Source organism: Bacillus litorisediminis (genome assembly GCF_022808645.1).
In the GTDB taxonomy this organism is placed as follows: domain Bacteria; phylum Bacillota; class Bacilli; order Bacillales; family JC228; genus Bacillus_BF; species Bacillus_BF litorisediminis.
This window is the reverse complement of the sequence record NZ_JAKZKT010000010.1, coordinates 21,039-40,547: the sequence shown is the minus strand read 5'-3', so window position 1 is coordinate 40,547 and position 19,509 is coordinate 21,039. Positions and strand designations below refer to the sequence as shown.

Sequence of the window (19,509 nt, the reverse complement as noted above, 5' to 3'; positions counted from 1 at the left end):
TCAAAAACTTCGCAGGTCGGCCGGGCACCACATGAAATGAAAAATGTAAATCCCCCTTCACAGAAAGGGGGATTTGTATTATATGCTAAATTTCGCTATCGCTTGTTTTAATTTTTCAGCTTGTTGCTTTAATTCATTGGCCATTTCTTCAACATGTTGAATAACGCGTGCTTGTTCTTGAGTAGCAGCTGCTACTTCTTGGGCGCCCGCTGATGTCTCTTCTACGATGGCTGCCACTTCTTGTGACTGGGTAGCTGTATCCTTGATATGTTCCATTTGCTGTTCAACAAGATCAGAGATAGCTTGAATCGATTCGGCAACTTCATGGATTGTGCTTGCCATTTCTTCCATCGCCGTTTGAGTGGCATTTCCTTTGTTTGTCTCTTCTTCGGCTTTTTTCACTTGTGCTGTAATCTGATTAACAACGTTACGAACCTCGGCTTGTATGCTTTGAATCAGTTTTGAAATATCAGATACCGCTTTTTGGCTTTCATCGGCTAAATGGCGGACTTCTTCAGCAACAACCGCAAAACCCTTTCCGTGTTCGCCAGCACGAGCTGCTTCAATCGAAGCATTGAGGGCAAGGAGATTGGTTTGTTCTGCGATGTCCCCTACCAGTTTGATAATTTGACCGATTTTTTTGGCGTGATCTTCGAGTTCTTTAACAACCGTTAAAGACTGTTCATTTTCGCGAGAGAGCTCCCCCATCCCTTTTAATAAAGACTGAATAACTTCTGTACTCTTTTTCAGGTCTTGGACCATGTTTTCAGAAACTGCCTTTGTGGATTGAGCTTTTTCCCGAACGCTATCTGCGATTTTTACAACATCTTCAACTGATTCAGCTGTCGTTTGAACTGAAGATGCCGAGTTATCAGCACCCGTGGAAATTTCACTAATCGTGCGGGAAATGCTTTCTGCTTGAGACGCTGCTCTTTCCGATTCCAATGTAATCGCTAGTACCTTATCTGCAGTTTCCTGAGCAGCTTCGCCAACCTCTTTTACCATTTCTCTTAGGTTGGCCGACATTTGCTGAAAAGCCAATCCAAGGGAACGAATTTCATCATCTGATTGGGAAATAGTGATATCAGTATGAAGATTTCCTGCTGCCGTTTCGAGTGCCGCCTTTTCTAAACGCTTTAATGGCTTTATGATCCAGCCCGCTGCAAAAAAGGTTAATATGCCAGACCATATAATTCCTAAACCTAACGTTAAAATGGTGAAGGCTGTTTCACTCATTGGAATTGCTTTTGTGATTGGCTCGTATAAAACCGATAAAAAGATGGCACTCGTGGAGTAGGTAATAATCGCCAAAACACTCGTTAAGGCAATTAATTTTTTGCGTAAGCTAAATTTGTAGTGGACATGTTCCCCCAAGATAGTTTCCCTCCGTTAAACTTCATTGTCTAATTTTTTTATTACTTTTTTCATTAATTCATTTAATTCTGAAAAGGTTTGGCGGTACTCTTCCAAACTTCCGCCAAATGGGTCAATTACATCACCAGATTCATCTACAAATTCTCTTATCGTAAAGGTCTTATCTTGGACCGAAGGATAACTTGAAAGTAAATGCCACTTATGGTTTTCCGTCATCGTTAAAATATGAGTGGCCCAGTCTAAGATTTCAGGTGTTACCGGTTGTGAAGCATGCTTGTATTCAATGTTGTTTTCGGATAAAACCTGCTTTGTATGGGGCGATGCATCACTGCCAGCGGCAGCAAAAATACCAGCAGATTTTGCTTCAATTCCTAATTGGTTCATGATAGCGGCAGCCATCGGACTGCGACACGTGTTCCCTGTACAGACGAACAAAAGACGTTTCATGTCCTCATCCTCCTCTTGCTACCATTATAACCCAGTTAAGGAACCTATAATAGACTTTGAATCTGATGATCTTTTTCATTTCTATCTTTTATATCGGATGGATAGCTTGTATGTTTATCTAGAATAGCCTTTTTAAAAAGGAATTTTTCAAAATAACTCGAACAATTATGTATACCTGACGAAACAGAGCATAGAAAGACAGGATTTAGGTTCGGAATGCCTGTAGGATAACTGTAGGGAGTGAGCAATATGGGATGGGTTGAATCGATACAGAAGGCGCTAAACTTTATAGAAGATCACTTACTAGAAGATATTTCGATAGAAGATATTGCAAAGGAAGCTAATTCTTCAGTTTTTCATTTTCAGCGGACTTTTAGCATTTTAACCGACTTAACAGTAGGTGAGTACATTCGACGCCGGCGTCTGACACTCGCCGCTCATGAGCTAACTCTTCAAAAATGCAAAGTAATCGATGTAGCCTATAAGTATGGCTATGACACTCCCGAAGCTTTCACGAAAGCCTTTCGGCGACAGCACGGGATCTCCCCTAGCGAAGTCCGAACGTATAGAGGAAAGCTAAAATCTTATAATCGCCTGATGATACAGGTAAGTCTGAAAGGAGCCGAACCAATGCAAGTCAAGATTTTAGAAAAAGACAAGTTTAAAGTAGTCGGAGTTAAGCGTGAATTTTCATTGGAGAATGAGGAGAATTTGAAGGGAATCCCATTGATGTGGGATGAAGTTCACCGCAATGGAACTAATGATAGGCTGGCAAAGCTGAATAACGGTGAGATTCGCGGGATACTGGGTGTATGTGTGGTTACAAAGGAGCCGATGATGGACTACTGGATTGCTGCTGACTTTAACGGTGATACACCAGAGGGGTTACTGGAATTAGAAATACCCGCTTCCAAATGGGCTGTATTTGAAGTGCACGGACCGATGCCGGATGCGATGCAAAAAGTGTGGAAACAAATTTTTACGGAGTGGTTTCCTTCAAGCGGCTATGAATTTGCAGGAACACCAGAATTGGAGGTTTATCCATATGAAAACCCTACTGATCCAAACTATTATTCCGAGATATGGATTCCAGTGAAATAAGGGGTCAGGGCTGTTCCCGAAAAAAGATTGAGAGCTTGGAGCAATATCCAAGCTCTTTTAAATGGGGATTAACAATTTAACACCAAACATGAAAAGGATACTTCCGCCTAATGCTTCACTGTATTGCCCGAGCAATCCCTGCACCTTTCTTCCCAGCAGAAGACCGCCCCAGGTTAAAACAGTTGCAACAATGCCAAAGCACACAATCGCCAGTAATGTTTGGACCCCGTATATTCCTAACGTAAGTCCGACAGAAAAACTGTCTAGGCTAACGCTAACAGCGAAGATAATGAGTCCCATTCCGACCGGCCTGATAGGACTTGTTTCTTCGGCATGAAAGCTTGCCCAAAACATTTGAATCCCTAAAATGATTAATAATATGCCGCCTGCGTAGCTTGCTACTTGCCCAAAGGTGTCTGATAAAAAATGTCCTGTTATCATGCCCAGTAACGGCATCCATATATGAAAAAACCCTACGGTCAGACCAATTAAGGCGATTTGCTTTAACCGCAGCTTGACCATCCCCATTCCAAGCCCTACTGAAAAGGCATCCATGCCTAGCGCAAAAGCCATTAATAATAATGTGATGAGCTCCCCGAATGTTGCCACTCTCTATTTCCCCCTTTGGACTTGCCTTAATTTAACATATGCATGTCCGAAATCTTTTAGAAGGCACATTCAACGGGAATTGAAAAATAGTGATGCATAAAAAAAGCAGGGTGCGCCTTGGTCTCCTTCCAAGCACACCCCGCGTTTTTATCCATGCGATTCAAATTCATCCAAATAAATCCGATTCAGTCAACACCCGATTTCCGGCCGCTTTTCGCAGACGATTCATTATGGCTTGTCCAACCCCTTCTTCAGGGAAACAGAGACTGAGCAGAACATCCACATCCAGTACATCACTTTTTCGAAGACTATCATAAAGGGAATGAGCAATGCTGGATAGATCCGTTTCGCTGCCCATTACAATCATCGCATCTGCATCGATTTTGGCCAGGTTTTCCCTTGTGGCGATGACTCCTACCCGTTTGCCATCCCTTTTAAATTGATTCACAAAGCTTTGCAGCAATTCAAGGCTTCCATCGACCAAATATAATGGATGGTCAGGGGCATAATGGCGATACTTCATCCCCGGAGCTCTCGGTGCCTCCGTTTCATTCTTCAGGGCCGGATCCACGATTACCGCGCCAATCACTTCTTTAATCTCATCAGCAGTAATGCTTCCCGGCCTTAAGATAACCGGAACCTCCCCCGTGCAATCGACAACCGTTGATTCCAGGCCGTACCCGGTCTCACCTCCGTCAATAACGCCTTTAATGAGTCCGTTTAAATCATCCATTACATGCTGTGCACTGGTCGGACTTGGCCTGCCAGAGCGGTTGGCACTTGGAGCTGCTACCGGTACAGCTGCCGCTTTTAACAATGCATAGGCAACAGGATGTTCCGGGATACGGATTGCCACGGTATCCAAGCCTGCTGTAACCAGATCGGAAAATACGCCCTCTTTCTTTTTAAAAATGAAAGAGATTGGTCCCGGGGAGAAAGCTTCAATCAATTGTTTTCCAATCGGGGTAACTTCATCTACTAATTCATTGATTTGCTTTGGGTCTGCAATATGTACAATAAGGGGATTATCACTCGGTCTCCCCTTCGCTTCAAAGATTTTTTTCACAGCTTCTGAGTCTGTAGCATTGGCTCCTAAACCGTACACAGTTTCGGTTGGAAAAGCAATCACTTCCCCCTCCCGGAGAAAGTTGGCTGCTTGTCTAATCTCAGGGGTTTCCCACAATCCATCCACATTTATATCCACAATCCACAGAGTTGTCCCCATACGTTCACACCCTTCCACCACTTATTTTGCTCTATTTTCCTCATATTTGTCCACATTTTGTGGGTAGGAAGTGGATAATTCTGTGGATAAACCCGCTTTTACGACTATTCTCCTAGTTTTTGCAAAACATTTATCCACAATCAGCTCATTCTCGAGAAAGACAGCTCCAGCACAATAAACCAATTTCACAGCGTGGCAGGTGGTATTCCTTCGAAAATTTCGGGACTTGCCAGGCTCCACCCTATTTTCAATGCTTGCCGAACCTCAACTAGCGCTGCATGAAGGTAACGTTTTGGGTTTGCAGGAGCTGTTTGCCGTGGGCTGATTGAGATAGTTCGCTAGGCAGGTCTGCTTTATCCACAGCTGTAAAGCCAAGGGCTGACAGGAATGGTATCGAGCTCATCCGGTTCGTTGCCAGTAAAATTTGGCGTACATTTTTTTCTTGCGCAAGCTGAAGCATTTTTTCAAACAGAAGAAAGATCCCCTCTTCTTCTACATTTGGCATCACGACAAAAGACCGCATTAAACCGACCGTTCCCAATGGTTCGATACCAAGACAGCCCACCCACTCCTTCTGATCGTTCTCCAGAAGAATAAAGTATTCAAATAATTGATCCACACCCTCTGTGCTTAATCCGGCATTTTGCAAAAATATCTTTAAAAAACCAACCTCATCTTTTGTAGCCAATCTGGATTCATATCCCATATTCTATCACCTCTTCTTCATCTCTTGTCATATACATATGGATTTAAGAGATTAATTAGAACTGAAAAATGATAGAATACAAAAATCACTCTGCCGATACATGCAAATGTCAGCAGACGGTCTCATTTTCCGCTGCTGACATTCTATTTAATCTAAAAGATAGATTTAAAAAAGTCTACTAAAAAGAATCGATATTTTACCTCTTCCTCTTCTTCTTCAACATAGAGCGGCTCGCTGTCTTCTTCTTTCTCTTGCTCATCAGCTTCCGCCGCTTTTGCGACCTCGACGGTGTCTTTCTCCGGTTCAGCTTTTTCTTCAACTGTGGCCGCTTTGACTTTCTTCTCATTATCCTCAAACCCTGGAGAGGTCGCGATTCCATTTGAAAAATCTACAAAACATAATGGCGGGAACAATACACACCACCAATTGGCACCTGACCCTTCACCAAGAGTAACAAGGACCGCCTCATATTCGCCTGCCGGATAAAGAAAATCACCATAAAGCTTTGTCGGGAACTGAACTTCATCAAAGTTTACTTTAAAGGAGTATTGAACCCCTTCTTCTTTTAAAATTCTTTTTGTGATTTCTTCGATTTTTGGAAGATTCCCTTTAATCGTGTCTCTTGCAGCCTCTAACGACGTTAGCTCAGAAACCCAGGCTGTGATTGCCTGATTCACTTCATCTCTAACTCTCCGCTTCACTGCCTGGTCTTTTTCACTGTCACTATTGGCTAGTATTCTTAAACGAATCGCCTCATTTGGAATGACTAACGCTTCGTTTGCCGTTACTTCATTTTTAGGAATATATAAAGACAAAATCGTTCCGATTACTAATATCAATAAATATGATCCCGCTAAAATTTTGGCTTTCATGGGATACACCACCCTTTCACTAAGACAGTCTTGACATGGTTTTCGAATCTTAAACTATCAAAATGAAAAAAAGTGGTACTTTATTTTAAAAATTGATTTTGCGAGATTACTAGTTTTTTTCTGCAAAACACAAAGAGCATCTGTCCGCGCTGGGAGCAGATGCAGCTTTTAGTTCTTTTCTAAGTAAACCATACGCTCTTTTTGATTAATATCCAGTACGACTTCAGGGACAAAAGCAGCGTCGATTTTTCGGAAGATATCTGAAACGGCCTTTCCTTGTCCATGCCCGATTTCAAGACCGATACATCCAGGTTTGTTTAATAGACTGACTGCTTGCGGAATCAATCTTTGATAAATATCTAAGCCATCTTCCCCTGCAAACAGAGCCAGATGGGGTTCGTGGTCTTTCACGACAACTGACATTTCCTCTTGATCACGCTCCGGAATATAGGGTGGATTTGAAACAATCACATCAAATCTGTCATTATAATCTAGGAATGGGGATAACAAATCGCCTTTCACAAAGGTAACTTTAGCATCCAGCCTTTTGCTATTCTCCTCTGCTACTTGCAGTGCGTCTGCGGAAATGTCTACCGCCGAAACTTCCCAGTGAGGGCGCTCTTTTTTAAGCGTAAGAGCAATCGCACCAGATCCAGTACCAATATCGACCACTTTTAATGGCTGATTCGGCTGAAAAAGGCGGTCGGTCCTTTGTAGGATTCCTTCTATTAGTTCCTCTGTTTCTGGCCGCGGTATCAACACGTTCGGATTCACTAAAAAGCGTCTCCCATAAAATTCAGCATATCCCATCAAATATTGGACCGGTACACCTTTTCCATGTTCGATCACAAGCTTTTCAAACGCGTGAAAATCCTCATGGGGAAGCGGTTCGCGCAAGCGGAAAATCAAATCCGTTCTAGACCAGTTTTTAATATGCTGCAGGAGCCATTCACCGGCATTGGCATCTCTTCCTTGTTCTTTTAAAAAAGAAGAAGCCCACGCTAGGGCTTCCATTACCTTCTTTTCTCCGCTCATGCTTCGGCGTTCTCCAGTTTCTTCGATTGATCTTCCATAATCAGAGCATCAATCACTTCATCTAGACGGCCTTCTAAGATTTGGTCCAGCTTCTGAATCGTTAGACCGATGCGATGGTCGGTCACCCGGTTTTGCGGGAAGTTATAGGTGCGAATCCGCTCAGAACGGTCGCCGGTTCCAACCGCTGATTTTCTTTGCTGGTCGTACTCAGCTTGGGCTTCTTGCTGGAATTTATCATAAATCCGCGCCCGCAATACTTTCATCGCTTTTTCTTTATTCTTAATCTGACTTTTCTCATCCTGACAGGAAACTACAATGCCAGTCGGGATGTGGGTTAAACGGACTGCAGACATCGTCGTGTTTACGCTTTGCCCGCCAGGACCGCTGGAAGCAAACGTGTCAACGCGAATATCCTTTTCATTAATGTCGACTTCGACTTCTTCGGCTTCTGGCAATACAGCAACCGTTGCTGTCGATGTATGAATCCGCCCGCCAGATTCTGTTTCAGGCACACGTTGTACACGATGGGCTCCATTTTCATACTTAAGCTTTGAAAACGCCCCATTCCCATTAATCATGAAAATAATTTCCTTATACCCGCCGACACCCGTTGTGCTAGCCTCAATGACTTCCGTTTTCCAGCCTTGTGATTCAGCATAGCGGCTATACATCCGGTAAAGGTCGCCTGCAAATAACGCAGCCTCATCCCCGCCGGCAGCCCCGCGAATCTCCATGATGACGTTTTTATCATCGTTCGGATCTTTCGGGATTAAGAGAATCTTAAGGCGAGCTTCGAGTTCTTCTAGTTGCTCCTCAAGCTCAGATACTTCCTCTTTCACTAATTCTCTCATTTCCGGATCAAGCTTATCTTCAAGCATCGCTTTGGCATCCGTGTATTGTTCTTTAATCTCTTTATATTGACGATAAACCTCTACTGTTTCTTGAATAGAAGATTGTTCCTTTGAATATTCACGCAGCTTTTTCGGATCATTCACAATTTCCGGATCACTTAAAAGCTCGTTCAATCTCTCATAGCGATCTTCAACAGCCTGTAGACGATCAAACACTGTACTCACCTCATATTCTGCATAACATTGTCATTATATTATATTGTGAGTTAAAAGGTCAAAGTGGTTCTTGTTGGATTGCGGCCAGATTGAATTTTTGGTGAGATTATTTGTGGATAGACGGTTATTCGGTATTAAAGTGTCGGTTTGTTCAAATTGATTTAAATAAATGCCGGTTTTTGGGGCCGGCTGTAGGACAGGTATTTCGAGAATTGACACTGGTTTTTTGGAACTTAGGGGTGGGTTTTGGAACTCAGACGGACGTTTTCGGGGCTTTGGGGCTTGGTTTCGGAACTCTGCAGCCACTTTCTCGGACTTAGCAACCCCTTTATTCCGGGGGTAGCTACCCTTTTTCCGGACTCAAACCCTACTATTTCAGCTCAGCCACCGCTATTCCGGACTTCATAACCCCTTTTCTGGGCTCAGCTACCCCTTTTCCGGTCTCAACATAATTTTTTTGCGAACTCAGATCTGGTTAACCGGACTCAGTAGCTTTTTTCCGAACTTAGCAGCTATTTAACCGAACTGAGCCATGGCTTTAGCGAACTCGCCATTGTTTAACCGAACTCAGACTCCCCTTTACCAAACTCACTACTGCTTAACCGAACTCAGACTCCCCTTTACCGAACTCACCACTGCTTAACCGAACTCAGACTCTCCTTTACCGAACTCACAACCGTTCAACTGAACTTAGTGAAACACAAGAACCGTCCCTCTGTTTCCCTCTGTTTCACTAATATCCAAAAAATTTAAAAAAGTCATTGACAGTTGCTTTGAGTCTGCTATTATAATTTACATTAGTAAAGCGATAACGCAAATACGTTGAAGAAGACAGGTTCATTGAAGCAAGATCTGTTAGAGAGCTGGTGGGTGGTGGAAACCAGCGTTCTTCTCAATGAATAGCACTTCGGAGTAAGCAGGCTGAATACATAGTAGGTCTGTTCGGGTCGTTCCCGTTATCAGTTCGAACCTAATGAAGGCTGTTCTTTTTTTGAGCAGCGAAAAAGGGTGGTACCGCGTGAGTTAAACCTTTCGCCCCTTCCAGTTTTAAGGGGTGGAAGGTTTTTTTAGTTCTATTTTCTTGATTAATGAGAGGAGAATGATGCATGTTACCAGACCATCAGATTTTACGCATTCCGGGGCCAACTCCGATTCCTCCTAGTGTTCAGCGGGCTATGAATTTGCCAATGATCGGACACAGAGGTGAAGAAACGAGTAATCTGCTTAGAAGAATTCACCCTAGACTCAAACCGATTTTTGGAACCGAACAGAAAGTATTGATTCTTGCCGGAAGCGGTACGGCTGGCTTAGAAACAGCTGTTGTCAATACGACCCAGGCTGGTGATGAAGTTTTGGTACTGGTCACAGGTTCCTTCGGTGACCGATTTGCGAAGATTTGCGAAACGTATCAGCTTAAAACCCACCGGCTAGATGTGCCTTGGGGCGATGCGGTTGATCCAGAGCAAGTGAAAGCTTTTCTGCAAAAGTATCCTTCTATCAAAATTGTTTTTGCCACCTATTGTGAAACGTCAACCGGTGTGTTAAACCCGATTCAACAGATTGCAAGCGTGATTCAAGCCACTTCAGATGCACTATTTATCGTGGATGGTGTTTCTTGTATTGCTGGTGTTGAAGCCAAAATGGATGAATGGGGCATTGATATCCTTGTTACCGGTTCGCAAAAGGCGTTTATGCTTCCTACTGGCCTTGCTTTTATTGCCGCCAGTGAGCGCGCATGGAAAGTCATCGAAGAAAATCCTCATCCGCGTTTTTATTTAGATTTACGGAAATACCGGGATAATCTAGCTAAACATACGACACCATTTACCCCTGCCTTATCTTTATTATTTGGACTTGAGCAAGCCTTGAACCTCTTAGAAGCAGAGGGCTTAGAAAATGTATACAGCCGGCATCGGGTCATGATGGAGATGACAAGAGAAGCCTGTCAGGCCTTAGACCTGCCGCTTTTGACATCAGATGACACCGCATCTCCGACTGTTACAGCCATCTATCCGGAGGATTTCGAAGCCGACCAGCTTCGGAGAGCAGTAAAAACAGAATTTGGCCTACATTTTGCAGGCGGACAAAATCATCTTAAAGGTAAAATATTCCGTATTGGCCACATGGGCTATTGTTCTCCTGCTGATGTATTACAGTTTATTAGCTTACTAGAATTAGGGTTGCGGCAAATAGGAGTGAAACGAGATTTCGGTAAAGGAACCATTGCAGCTCAGACTATCTATTTGGAACGGAGGAAATAAATCATGACATTGCACATATTGGTAAGCGATCCATTAAGTGAAGAAGGTCTTCAGCCTTTACGGGCCGCCAACAACATCGAAGTCACTGTGAACACCCAATTGTCACCGGAACAATTAATTCAGACTATCGGTAAATACGATGCCTTACTGGTCAGAAGCCAGACCCTAGTTACTAGAGAAGTCATTCAACATGCCACGAACCTAAAAGTAATTGGCCGTGCTGGTGTTGGCGTGGATAATATTGACCTTGATGCAGCCACTGAACACGGAATTCTCGTCGTTAATGCGCCGGACGGTAACACGAATTCAGCTGCTGAGCACACCATTGCGATGCTCATGGCATTAGCCAGAAAAATTCCTCAGGCGTTTACTGCTTTAAAAGAGCATCATCGCTGGGATCGCAAATCATTTGTCGGGGTTGAATTAAAGAATAAAACGTTAGGCATTGTCGGTCTCGGCAGAATCGGCAGTGAAGTGGCTGCCAGAGCCAAAGGCTTACGGCTGCATGTGATTGCCTATGATCCCTTCTTAACAGAAGAAAAAGCAGAGAAAATGGGAATTGAGTACGCAACACTCGATGACGTTTTAAGAAAAGGCGATTTTATCACCGTTCATACCCCATTATTAAAGGAGACAAAGCATCTTATTAACGGTGATGCTTTTAAAAAAATGAAGGATGGTGTGCAAATCATCAACTGTGCCCGAGGCGGCATCATTGATGAAGAAGCGTTATATGAAGCGATTCTTTCTAAAAAAGTGGCTGGGGCAGCTTTGGACGTTTTTGAAGAAGAACCTTTGCAAAATTTCAAGCTGCTTGAATTGCCCGAAGTGATTGCAACGCCACACTTAGGAGCCAGCACAGTAGAAGCTCAAGAAAATGTCGCGATTGATGTTTGTCAGGATGTGCTTGAAATCTTGACGGGCGGTATAGCTAAGCATCCTGTCAATCTTCCATCCCTCCCTGCCGAGGTACTGAAAAAAATCGAGCCATACTTTGTTCTTTCTGAAAAATTAGGAAGCTTTGTGTCCCGCTTAAGCGATGAGGCAATTGAAGAAGTTTGCATTTATTACTCTGGAGAATTAGCTGATTTAAATACGGCTCCTCTTACCCGAAACACAATAAAGGGATTGCTCAAGCGCTATCTTGGCGACCATGTCAATGATGTCAATGCTCCTTTCTTAGCTAAGAAAAAGGGCATTACGGTCAACGAGCATAAAACATCTTCTTCTAAAGGCTTTACAAACCTAATAACCGTAGAAATTAAGACAAAAACCAGCTTGAAAAAAGTAGCCGGAACTTTATTAAATGGGCTTGGAGCACGAATTGTCAAAGTCGATGATTATAGTGTAGACGTTACACCTGCAGGCCATATGATTCTGATTCGTCATAAAGACCAGCCAGGTGCGATTGGCCGGGTAGGTACTCTGCTTGCAAAGTTTGATGTGAACATCGCGACGATGCAAGTGGGCCGTTCCAATGTAGGCGGAGATGCGATCATGATGTTAACCGTTGACCGCCAGGCGGAAGAACATATCATCGCCCAATTAAAAGCTTTAACCGATATCTTTCATGTAATCGCGATTGACCTTTAATCAAAAAAAACAGCGCACAGAGTTGATTGTGCGCTGCTTGTTATTATAGGGGTAAATGAAACACAAATTGCTCGCCTTTTGTACCCATTATTCGATGCCCTTTATCGATAAAACCGGTTTTTAAGTACACATGTTGTGCGTGGTTGTTGTTATAATTAACCCCTAAAATGATTTCTTTTTTATCCGGAAAATGTGCCTTCACAAAATCCGGCAGCAGCATGAGCGAGGCCTTCGCAATGCCTTTGCCCTGGTAAGCAGGATTAATGGAATAAGCTCTTAATAAAATCGCATCTTTATTATCGCTATACAGTTTTACCCCTTCCCAGCCATGAAGGACGAAGAATCCTGCCGGTCTATTCTGATATAGAATGACGACTGGGTGCCGGTCCTTCTCCATCTCACACTTTTCAAGAGCTTCTAAGGGCAAGCCCGTATAATTGGCTTGGTCTGCCGGCAAATCGTATGCTAAATCCGGTTTAAATTCTTCTTGATAAAAGGCTAATTTTACGGCATTTTTTTCGATTGTCATAATCAATCCCTACCTATTACAGTCATGAATTAAATCCTCTTAACCGAGGCGATAGGCTTTCTTTTTTCTTGCAGTAAAAACTTGTATTTCTTCATAGCCCACCGAGCGAGCAAGCTTCAATGATTGCTCATACGCATAGCCAATATGCTTCGGAGCATGGGCATCGGAGCATAATACAATTCCAACTCCGGCATCATAGCATTTTTTTAACAGTATGGGATCCGGATAAATCTCTCCTACGGGCTTTCGGAGACCAGCTGTGCTTATTTCTATACAAGTGCCTGACGCTGCAAGTGCCTTTACTGCCCGGTCGTATTGCTTTTCAATAAAGGCTTGGTCACTTGGTTTATATTTAAAGATTTTAATTAAATCAATATGTCCGACAAAGCTAAAGAGCTGCGATTCCGCTAACGTTACGATCTGATCAAAATACTGCTCATATGCTTCAAAAATGTCCCGTTTATCATACTCACTGCGGTAAATCTCTAAATCAATCCCCCAGTCCCCAATCCAGTGAACCGAACCAATCACATAGTCAAATGGATACGAATTGATGAAGGTCCCCATCTCTTTTTCTTTGCCCGGGGTATAATCCATTTCAATCCCCATTTTTACCTGTAGACCCTGCTTTCTCGCTTCTTCAAAAAGCCGGAGATAATCTTTAAAATCAACGCCGCGCCGGTTGTCAATCCAAGGGTTGGAGAGAATATCTTTCGTCTCCCAGAAAAAATAGGCATGCTCCGATATGCCGAGCTCTTCAATCCCTTGTTCCTTCGCTTTTTCTATGTATTTTTTCAAATAATCCACTGAAAAATCTCCAGTTTCATGCATATGAACATGGTAATCCGTCAGCATTTCTCTCTCTCCCTTTTACGTGTTATTCCTTTACTTCATTATCGCACAACATTCTCTATTTTCAGCTATGAATATTTGGAATTTAGTGCATATTCTTGAGATTTTAGGGGGTAGGGGGTAGAAATTTGTTTTAGCTTGGGGCTAGGGATTTGAGTAAGAGCTACCCCTGAAAATTAATCCTCTTTTTTAGAAAATTGTTTTTAATGTCTACCATTTTCGTTACAATAACGGAATGAGAATCCACCAAATTTATTTAATGGATCCTCATTCCGCTATTTATTCAAAAATCTTTGTTTGGAGCATAGTTCCGGTTCCTGGTTCCGCTATTTGCCTTTTTTTCCGTCAAATATGGTTCATTTTGTACGAATAGCGGAATCAGGATCCGCTTCAGCCCCTAAAGTGCAGGTTTTCGTTGTAATAACGGAATGAGGATCCACCAAATTTATTTAATGGATCCTCATTCCGCTATTTATTCAAAAATCTTTGTTTCGAGCATAGTTCCGGTTCCTGGTTCCGCTATTTGCCTTTTTTTCCGTCAAATATGGTTCATTTTGTACGAATAGCGGAATCAGGATCCGCTTCAGCCCCTAAAGTGCAGGTTTTCGTTGAAATAACGGAATGAGGATCCGCCAAACTTATTTAGTGGATCGTCATTCCGCTATTTATTTAAATATCTTTGTTTGGAGCATGGTTCCGGTTCCTGGTTCCGCTATTTGCCTTTTTTTCCGTCAAATATGGTTGATTTTGTACGAATAGCGGAATCAGGATCCGCTTCAGCCCCTAAAGTGCAGGTTTTCGTTGAAATAACGGAATGAGGATCCGCCAAACTTATTTAATGGATCCTCATTCCGCTATTTATTCAAAAATCTTTGTTTCGAGCATGGTTCCAGTTCCTAGTTCCGCTATTTGCCTTTTTTTCCGTCAAATATGGTTGATTTTGTACGAATAGGCAGATTCAGGATCCGCTTCATCCTCTAAAGTGCAAGTTTTCGTTGAAATAACGGAATGAGGATCCGCCAAACTTATTTAATGGATCCTCATTCCGCTGCGGCTACTTTTTGGAATTCAGGCGCAGTTTTTCGAGACCCGGTTTGCATTTTTCGGAACTTATAACCGCTTTTTTCAATTAATTGTTTTTATTCAATACTATTGACCCATTTTTTGTCAACTCAGTTTCCTTTTAACGAACTCAGCTCGCTTTAACCGAACTTAGCAATACATTAAGCGAACTCAGCTGCTCTTTTAACGAAATCACAACCTTTTTTCCGAACTCAGCCTCCCCATTAACGAACTCGCATCCTTTTTTCCGAACTCAGCCTCCCCATTAACGAACTTACAACCTTTTTACCGAACTCAGCCTCCCCATTAACGAACTCGCATCCTTTTTTCCGAACTCAGCCGCCTAAAAAACCAACTCAAACACCCTATCTCTACAAGCCAACCCAAAACCAAAAAAGCCACCCCCTCACTACCAATGTAAGGGAACTGGCTTTATCAAAAATCATTATCTGCGATCTTCTCTTAATTGAACTTCGATATAATATCGAGGCAAGGCTTTAATTAAGAACTTATGAAGAGCCGCTTCTTCTTTTCTTCGTTCCTCTTCTGACATGATGCCCTGATGATAGGCTGTCACCCACATATCCTGACCATTGATGGTGATTGGGCCGGGTTCATAATCTGTTTCCCTTTCAATCACACCTCTTGCCTGATCAACGTCATTATCTAAGGTTGGCATATCATCACTAAGATCGATGTAAGAAGTCGGGCTTTGGTTTGTGTTGGTTCGATCGTCTCTTAGGTCGCGTCCATTTAGGTCATCGGGGCGCTCGGTGCTGAGGCGTGTTCCAAACGTGTCGGCTTGTTCATAAATGGAGTCCTTGGGACCGCCTGCCCCGCATCCGCCGAGGATGGAGAGACAAAACAGAGTCGATAGACATCCTTTCAATACTTTCATTATTCTTCTACCTCCCCTAGGATTATCATCTCCTTTAAGGGAAGAAATTATCGTATCCTAAAAAAGGAAAAACCCCTTATGAAAAGGGGAAATTAAAGTTTTACTTCTTTATTCAGATGGGGCATTAAATTTGTTGGCTTTCCCGGCACTTCATGGTGATGGCGGCATCTTGGTTCATAACTTTCTGAAGCACCGACTTTGATAACAGGATCATTGTATAAAGCGGGTTCGCCGTTGATGAGGCGTTGTGTTCGGCTTGCTGGTGAGCCACATACTGAACAGACCGCATGAAGCTTCGTGACTAACTCAGCAATCGCCATTACTTGCGGCATTGGTCCAAATGGCTCGCCGCGAAAATCCTGGTCCAGACCTGCTAACACCACGCGATGTCCCCGGTCCGCTAAAGTTTGGACAACCTCTGTCAGGTCAGCATCTAAAAATTGAGCTTCATCGATTGCTACTAGGTCCACATCAGCTGTTACAGACTCCAGAATTTCACGTGAGGTTGTAATGGAAGTCGCCTGTACTTGGCTTCCATTATGAGATACAACCGCTACTTCACTATATCTGTTATCAATTACTGGTTTAAAAACGGCAACGGTTTCTTTTGCAAATTGTGCCTTGCGTACCCTTTTAATTAATTCTTCGGATTTACCTGAAAACATACTTCCACAAATAACCTCAATCCAGCCAGATTGTTTGACTACAAACATAATCCATTGCCGCTCCTTCCAAACCCGTTCGTATTTTCTACATAATATGAACCATTATTTGTTTCGTATTATACACTTTGAATTCTGCAAACTATACTATGTATAAAGAGAAAAAACAGGCAAGTAAATTGCGCTTGCCTGTTTTGAATGTTTTACTTAAGGCCGTATTTTTTATTGAATCGATCAACACGTCCATCTGCAGATGCAAATTTTTGACGGCCAGTATAGAATGGATGGCATTCAGAGCAAACCTCTACGCGAATTTCATCCTTCACTGAACCAGTTTCAAATTCGTTACCGCATGCGCATTTAACTAGCGCTTTTTTATATTCTGGATGGATTCCTTGTTTCATTCTTTCCACTCCTTCTTGAGCCCTGAATCATTTCGAAACAGAGTTTATATAACCATACAGACTAAAGGTCAGTCTGCAAATCTTTGAAACAAACTGTTACCATTATAACAAGCGGGCGGTAAGTTTGCAACCCTAGTAAAAGGATAATCCTTCATTAGAAAAACTCATATTTTCTCTTAGAATCCGCTTATTTTTCAAGCGAAACTAAAGAACCTATTTTATAAAAGGGATTTTTTATTTCCCTGCTTCATTTCTTCTGCCAACTGGGCAAAAAATTCTTCGTTGGACTTGGTTTGACGAAGGCGTCTTAGTATTTTTTCTGCGATGTCAGGAGAATCAGACAATGTTTTACGGATGGCCCATAGTTTATCAAGCTGATCCTTTTCGATTAGCAGTTCTTCTTTACGAGTACCGGAGCGGCGAATATCAATCGCAGGGAAGATCCGTCTTTCTGCCAAATGACGGTCTAAGTGAAGCTCCATGTTTCCAGTTCCTTTAAACTCCTCGTAAATCACGTCATCCATCCGGGACCCTGTATCAACAAGAGCAGTAGCCAAAATCGTTAAACTTCCGCCCTCTTCAATATTACGTGCTGCCCCAAAGAAGCGTTTTGGACGGTGGAAAGCAGCTGGGTCAATCCCTCCAGATAAAGTACGTCCGCTTGGCGGGATTACCAGGTTGTAGGCACGGGCCAGACGAGTAATACTGTCCATTAAAATAATAACATCACGTTTGTGCTCAACTAGGCGCATTGCTCTTTCTAATACGAGTTCGGCCACTTTAATATGGTTTTCCGGCACCTCGTCAAACGTGGAACTTACAACATCCCCTGCTACGGACCGTTCAATATCAGTTACTTCCTCAGGACGTTCATCAATAAGCAAGACAATTAATTCTGCTTCTGGATGATTCGTTGTGATTGCGTTAGCAATTTCCTTAAGCAGCATTGTTTTCCCCGCTTTTGGAGGGGCTACGATTAATCCGCGCTGACCAAACCCAACTGGGGCAATTAAATCCATAATTCGTGTCGAAAGGTTACGAGGTGTTGTTTCTAATTTAATTTGACGGTCAGGATATAACGGAGTCAAGGCTGGAAAGTGGACTCTCTCTTTCGCTGTTTCAGGGTCATCCCCATTGACCATTTCCACATGCAAAAGACCAAAGTATCGTTCATTTTCTTTTGGAGGTCTAACTTTACCTGAAACCTTGTCACCGTTTCGCAAATCGAAGCGGCGAATTTGCGAAGCTGAGATGTAAATATCCTCAGAGCTTGGTGAATAATTAATCGGTCTTAGGAAACCAAAGCCTTCTGACTGAATGATTTCCAAGACACCTTCCATGAAGAAGTATCCTTCTTGCTCTGCTTGTGCTTTTAAAATAGCAAAAATTAATTCTTTTTTCGTAAGCTTGCTATAATATGAAATTTTATATTTTTTCGCTAATTCATACAGATCTTTTAACTTCATCGTCTCAAGAGCTGCAATTGTTAATTCTTCCATTACATGCACCACACTTTTTTTATTAAGTTGTATAATGTAAAAATGTACTCCCTCTCCAAAAAGTACGACTTCGCATTGAAGACCATTCAGTTTTCTGATCATTGGACCTGAAAAAAACGGATGGGCGGAAAGGATGGCTAATAATTTGGAGATTCAATTTCGAAGTATTTAAGTAGAAACCTTATCTATCGTAGAACGATTCCTTGTTTTTGTCAAAGGAAAAAATAAGTTGAAAATCGAACCCGGACTTATAAGCCCGAGTTCAATGTATTAGGAAGGTTTAATGACAAGGTTTGGTTTTTTCTTCAAACTGTGTCTTCCTTCGATAAATCGAACCGTTCCTGATTTGGCACGCATAACGACTGAGTGGGTTAAACCATAGGAGCCTTTAAACTGAACGCCTCTTAACAATTCTCCGTCTGTTACACCAGTTGCTGCAAAAATGGCGTCGTCTCCTTTAACCAAGTCATCCATTAAAAGGACTTTGTTAACATCGAGCCCCATCTTTTGGCAGCGGGCCAGTTCCTGATCATTTTGCGGCAGCAATTTCCCTTGAAGCTCCCCGCCTAAACATTTCAGTGCAACAGCTGCTAATACGCCTTCTGGAGCTCCTCCGGAACCGAATAAAATATCTACACCCGTATGATCAAACGCCGTATTAATCGCGCCTGCTACATCTCCATCATTTATCAGTTTAATTCTCGCTCCGGCTTCACGAAGCTCTTTAATAATTTTTTCGTGGCGCGGGCGGTTTAAAACGGTTGCAACTACATCCTCGATGTCTTTGTTTTTCGCTCTCGCCACCGCTTTTAAATTGTCTAAAACAGAGGCATTAATATCAATTTGCCCAACTGCTTCTGGACCCACCGCAATTTTTTCCATATACATATCTGGGGCGTGGAGCAAGCAGCCATTATCCGCAACGGCCAATACCGCTAAGGCATTCCAACCGCCAGACGCAACAATATTCGTTCCTTCTAAAGGATCAACCGCTACATCAACACGAGGACCGTAACCTGTTCCAAGTTTTTCCCCAATATATAACATAGGAGCCTCGTCCATTTCTCCTTCTCCAATTACGACGGTTCCCTTCATTGGGACTGTATCAAAAACGTCACGCATTGCACTGGTAGCTGCATCATCCGCTTCGTCTTTTAGGCCCCGTCCCATCCAACGGGCAGAAGCTAAAGCGGCACCTTCTGTAACGCGCACTAATTCCATTGATAAACTACGTTCCATTTATCTTTATGCCCTCCTTCATGGTCGCCTTTACTCATATGCTATTGTATCAGAATTATGGATGGTTCGGACGA

Annotated in this window: 18 protein-coding genes, 1 pseudogene and 1 other annotated feature; of the genes and pseudogenes, 3 read left to right on the top strand and 16 right to left on the bottom strand. The window is 42.7% G+C overall.

What is annotated here, in order from left to right:
• Positions 1–78 precede the first annotated feature (78 nt).
• From MLE14_RS07160 to MLE14_RS07155, 3 genes and pseudogenes are all read right to left on the bottom strand, one after another.
• Complete coding sequence (locus MLE14_RS07160; protein ID WP_449237019.1) at positions 79–1,005, bottom strand: methyl-accepting chemotaxis protein; 927 nt, start codon at positions 1,003–1,005, stop codon at positions 79–81.
• A gap of 12 nt (positions 1,006–1,017) precedes the next feature.
• A pseudogene (locus MLE14_RS22855) lies at positions 1,018–1,236 on the bottom strand (HAMP domain-containing protein); the annotation flags it as partial.
• A gap of 153 nt (positions 1,237–1,389) precedes the next feature.
• Entirely contained in the window at positions 1,390–1,821 is a 432-nt protein-coding gene (locus tag MLE14_RS07155; RefSeq protein WP_243297671.1) for a low molecular weight protein arginine phosphatase, read from the bottom strand.
• Between the two features lie 249 nt (positions 1,822–2,070).
• Between MLE14_RS07155 and MLE14_RS07150 the strand changes: the two genes are divergently transcribed.
• Positions 2,071–2,922 carry an AraC family transcriptional regulator gene (locus tag MLE14_RS07150; protein ID WP_243297670.1) on the top strand — a complete coding sequence of 284 codons (852 nt, stop codon included), beginning with the start codon at positions 2,071–2,073 and terminating at the stop codon, positions 2,920–2,922.
• 57 nt (positions 2,923–2,979) lie between these two features.
• Here MLE14_RS07150 and MLE14_RS07145 read toward each other — a convergent pair whose 3' ends face one another.
• From MLE14_RS07145 to prfA, 6 genes are all read right to left on the bottom strand, one after another.
• Positions 2,980–3,495, bottom strand: a complete 516-nt coding sequence (locus MLE14_RS07145) for a manganese efflux pump MntP (RefSeq protein WP_243297757.1) — start codon at positions 3,493–3,495, stop codon at positions 2,980–2,982.
• 202 nt (positions 3,496–3,697) lie between these two features.
• Positions 3,698–4,756, bottom strand: coding sequence for an L-threonylcarbamoyladenylate synthase (locus tag MLE14_RS07140; protein WP_243297669.1), 1,059 nt, complete (start codon positions 4,754–4,756; stop codon positions 3,698–3,700).
• A 268-nt stretch (positions 4,757–5,024) separates the two neighbouring features.
• On the bottom strand, positions 5,025–5,462 hold the full coding sequence (locus MLE14_RS07135) for a GNAT family N-acetyltransferase (protein ID WP_243297668.1): 438 nt from the start codon (positions 5,460–5,462) through the stop codon (positions 5,025–5,027).
• Positions 5,463–5,614: 152 nt separating this feature from the next.
• Complete coding sequence (gene spoIIR, locus MLE14_RS07130; RefSeq protein WP_243297667.1) at positions 5,615–6,334, bottom strand: stage II sporulation protein R; 720 nt, start codon at positions 6,332–6,334, stop codon at positions 5,615–5,617.
• A gap of 168 nt (positions 6,335–6,502) precedes the next feature.
• Positions 6,503–7,369, bottom strand: coding sequence for a peptide chain release factor N(5)-glutamine methyltransferase (prmC, locus tag MLE14_RS07125; RefSeq protein WP_243297666.1), 867 nt, complete (start codon positions 7,367–7,369; stop codon positions 6,503–6,505).
• On the bottom strand, positions 7,366–8,436 hold the full coding sequence (gene prfA / locus MLE14_RS07120) for a peptide chain release factor 1 (RefSeq protein WP_243297665.1): 1,071 nt from the start codon (positions 8,434–8,436) through the stop codon (positions 7,366–7,368). Before prfA ends, prmC begins: the two co-directional genes overlap by 4 nt.
• An 813-nt stretch (positions 8,437–9,249) precedes the next feature.
• Positions 9,250–9,479 (top strand) — a binding site (T-box leader).
• Between the two features lie 63 nt (positions 9,480–9,542).
• Here prfA and MLE14_RS07115 point away from each other — a divergent pair.
• On the top strand, positions 9,543–10,697 hold the full coding sequence (locus tag MLE14_RS07115) for a pyridoxal-phosphate-dependent aminotransferase family protein (protein WP_243297664.1): 1,155 nt from the start codon (positions 9,543–9,545) through the stop codon (positions 10,695–10,697).
• A gap of 3 nt (positions 10,698–10,700) precedes the next feature.
• On the top strand, positions 10,701–12,290 hold the full coding sequence (serA, locus tag MLE14_RS07110) for a phosphoglycerate dehydrogenase (protein ID WP_243297663.1): 1,590 nt from the start codon (positions 10,701–10,703) through the stop codon (positions 12,288–12,290).
• A 43-nt stretch (positions 12,291–12,333) separates the two neighbouring features.
• On the opposite strand, the gene MLE14_RS07105 is transcribed toward serA, so the two are convergent.
• From MLE14_RS07105 to glpX, 7 genes are all read right to left on the bottom strand, one after another.
• Positions 12,334–12,819 (bottom strand): GNAT family N-acetyltransferase, encoded by a 486-nt coding sequence (locus tag MLE14_RS07105; RefSeq protein WP_243297662.1) that lies wholly within the window; start codon positions 12,817–12,819, stop codon positions 12,334–12,336.
• A gap of 39 nt (positions 12,820–12,858) precedes the next feature.
• A complete protein-coding gene (locus tag MLE14_RS07100) occupies positions 12,859–13,674 on the bottom strand; it encodes a histidinol-phosphatase (RefSeq protein ID WP_243297661.1) in 816 nt (271 codons plus the stop codon).
• Between the two features lie 1,504 nt (positions 13,675–15,178).
• Positions 15,179–15,631 (bottom strand): hypothetical protein, encoded by a 453-nt coding sequence (locus tag MLE14_RS07095; protein WP_243297660.1) that lies wholly within the window; start codon positions 15,629–15,631, stop codon positions 15,179–15,181.
• A gap of 92 nt (positions 15,632–15,723) precedes the next feature.
• The gene (locus MLE14_RS07090) at positions 15,724–16,344 is read right to left on the bottom strand and encodes a thymidine kinase (protein ID WP_243297659.1); all 621 of its coding nucleotides are present in this window, start codon (positions 16,342–16,344) and stop codon (positions 15,724–15,726) included.
• 152 nt (positions 16,345–16,496) lie between these two features.
• Positions 16,497–16,697, bottom strand: coding sequence for a 50S ribosomal protein L31 (rpmE, locus tag MLE14_RS07085; RefSeq protein WP_243297658.1), 201 nt, complete (start codon positions 16,695–16,697; stop codon positions 16,497–16,499).
• A 218-nt stretch (positions 16,698–16,915) separates the two neighbouring features.
• Complete coding sequence (gene rho, locus MLE14_RS07080; RefSeq protein WP_243297657.1) at positions 16,916–18,196, bottom strand: transcription termination factor Rho; 1,281 nt, start codon at positions 18,194–18,196, stop codon at positions 16,916–16,918.
• Between the two features lie 270 nt (positions 18,197–18,466).
• Positions 18,467–19,435: a class II fructose-bisphosphatase gene (gene glpX / locus MLE14_RS07075; protein WP_243297656.1), complete on the bottom strand. Its 969-nt coding sequence runs from the start codon at positions 19,433–19,435 to the stop codon at positions 18,467–18,469.
• Positions 19,436–19,509: the final 74 nt, after the last annotated feature.

Coding starts and splice junctions, on each gene's coding strand:
- MLE14_RS07105 (WP_243297662.1), bottom strand. CDS start 12,819: ATGACAATCGAAAAAAATGCCGTAAAATTAGCCTTTTATCAAGAAGAA.
- MLE14_RS07140 (WP_243297669.1), bottom strand. CDS start 4,756: ATGGGGACAACTCTGTGGATTGTGGATATAAATGTGGATGGATTGTGG.
- MLE14_RS07150 (WP_243297670.1), top strand. CDS start 2,071: ATGGGATGGGTTGAATCGATACAGAAGGCGCTAAACTTTATAGAAGAT.
- rho (WP_243297657.1), bottom strand. CDS start 18,196: ATGGAAGAATTAACAATTGCAGCTCTTGAGACGATGAAGTTAAAAGAT.
- MLE14_RS07135 (WP_243297668.1), bottom strand. CDS start 5,462: ATGGGATATGAATCCAGATTGGCTACAAAAGATGAGGTTGGTTTTTTA.
- serA (WP_243297663.1), top strand. CDS start 10,701: ATGACATTGCACATATTGGTAAGCGATCCATTAAGTGAAGAAGGTCTT.
- MLE14_RS07095 (WP_243297660.1), bottom strand. CDS start 15,631: ATGAAAGTATTGAAAGGATGTCTATCGACTCTGTTTTGTCTCTCCATC.
- prmC (WP_243297666.1), bottom strand. CDS start 7,369: ATGAGCGGAGAAAAGAAGGTAATGGAAGCCCTAGCGTGGGCTTCTTCT.
- spoIIR (WP_243297667.1), bottom strand. CDS start 6,334: ATGAAAGCCAAAATTTTAGCGGGATCATATTTATTGATATTAGTAATC.
- MLE14_RS07115 (WP_243297664.1), top strand. CDS start 9,543: ATGTTACCAGACCATCAGATTTTACGCATTCCGGGGCCAACTCCGATT.
- MLE14_RS07145 (WP_243297757.1), bottom strand. CDS start 3,495: ATGGCTTTTGCGCTAGGCATGGATGCCTTTTCAGTAGGGCTTGGAATG.
- MLE14_RS07155 (WP_243297671.1), bottom strand. CDS start 1,821: ATGAAACGTCTTTTGTTCGTCTGTACAGGGAACACGTGTCGCAGTCCG.
- rpmE (WP_243297658.1), bottom strand. CDS start 16,697: ATGAAACAAGGAATCCATCCAGAATATAAAAAAGCGCTAGTTAAATGC.
- MLE14_RS07100 (WP_243297661.1), bottom strand. CDS start 13,674: ATGCTGACGGATTACCATGTTCATATGCATGAAACTGGAGATTTTTCA.
- glpX (WP_243297656.1), bottom strand. CDS start 19,435: ATGGAACGTAGTTTATCAATGGAATTAGTGCGCGTTACAGAAGGTGCC.
- MLE14_RS07160 (WP_449237019.1), bottom strand. CDS start 1,005: ATGGTAAAAGAGGTTGGCGAAGCTGCTCAGGAAACTGCAGATAAGGTA.
- MLE14_RS07090 (WP_243297659.1), bottom strand. CDS start 16,344: ATGTTTGTAGTCAAACAATCTGGCTGGATTGAGGTTATTTGTGGAAGT.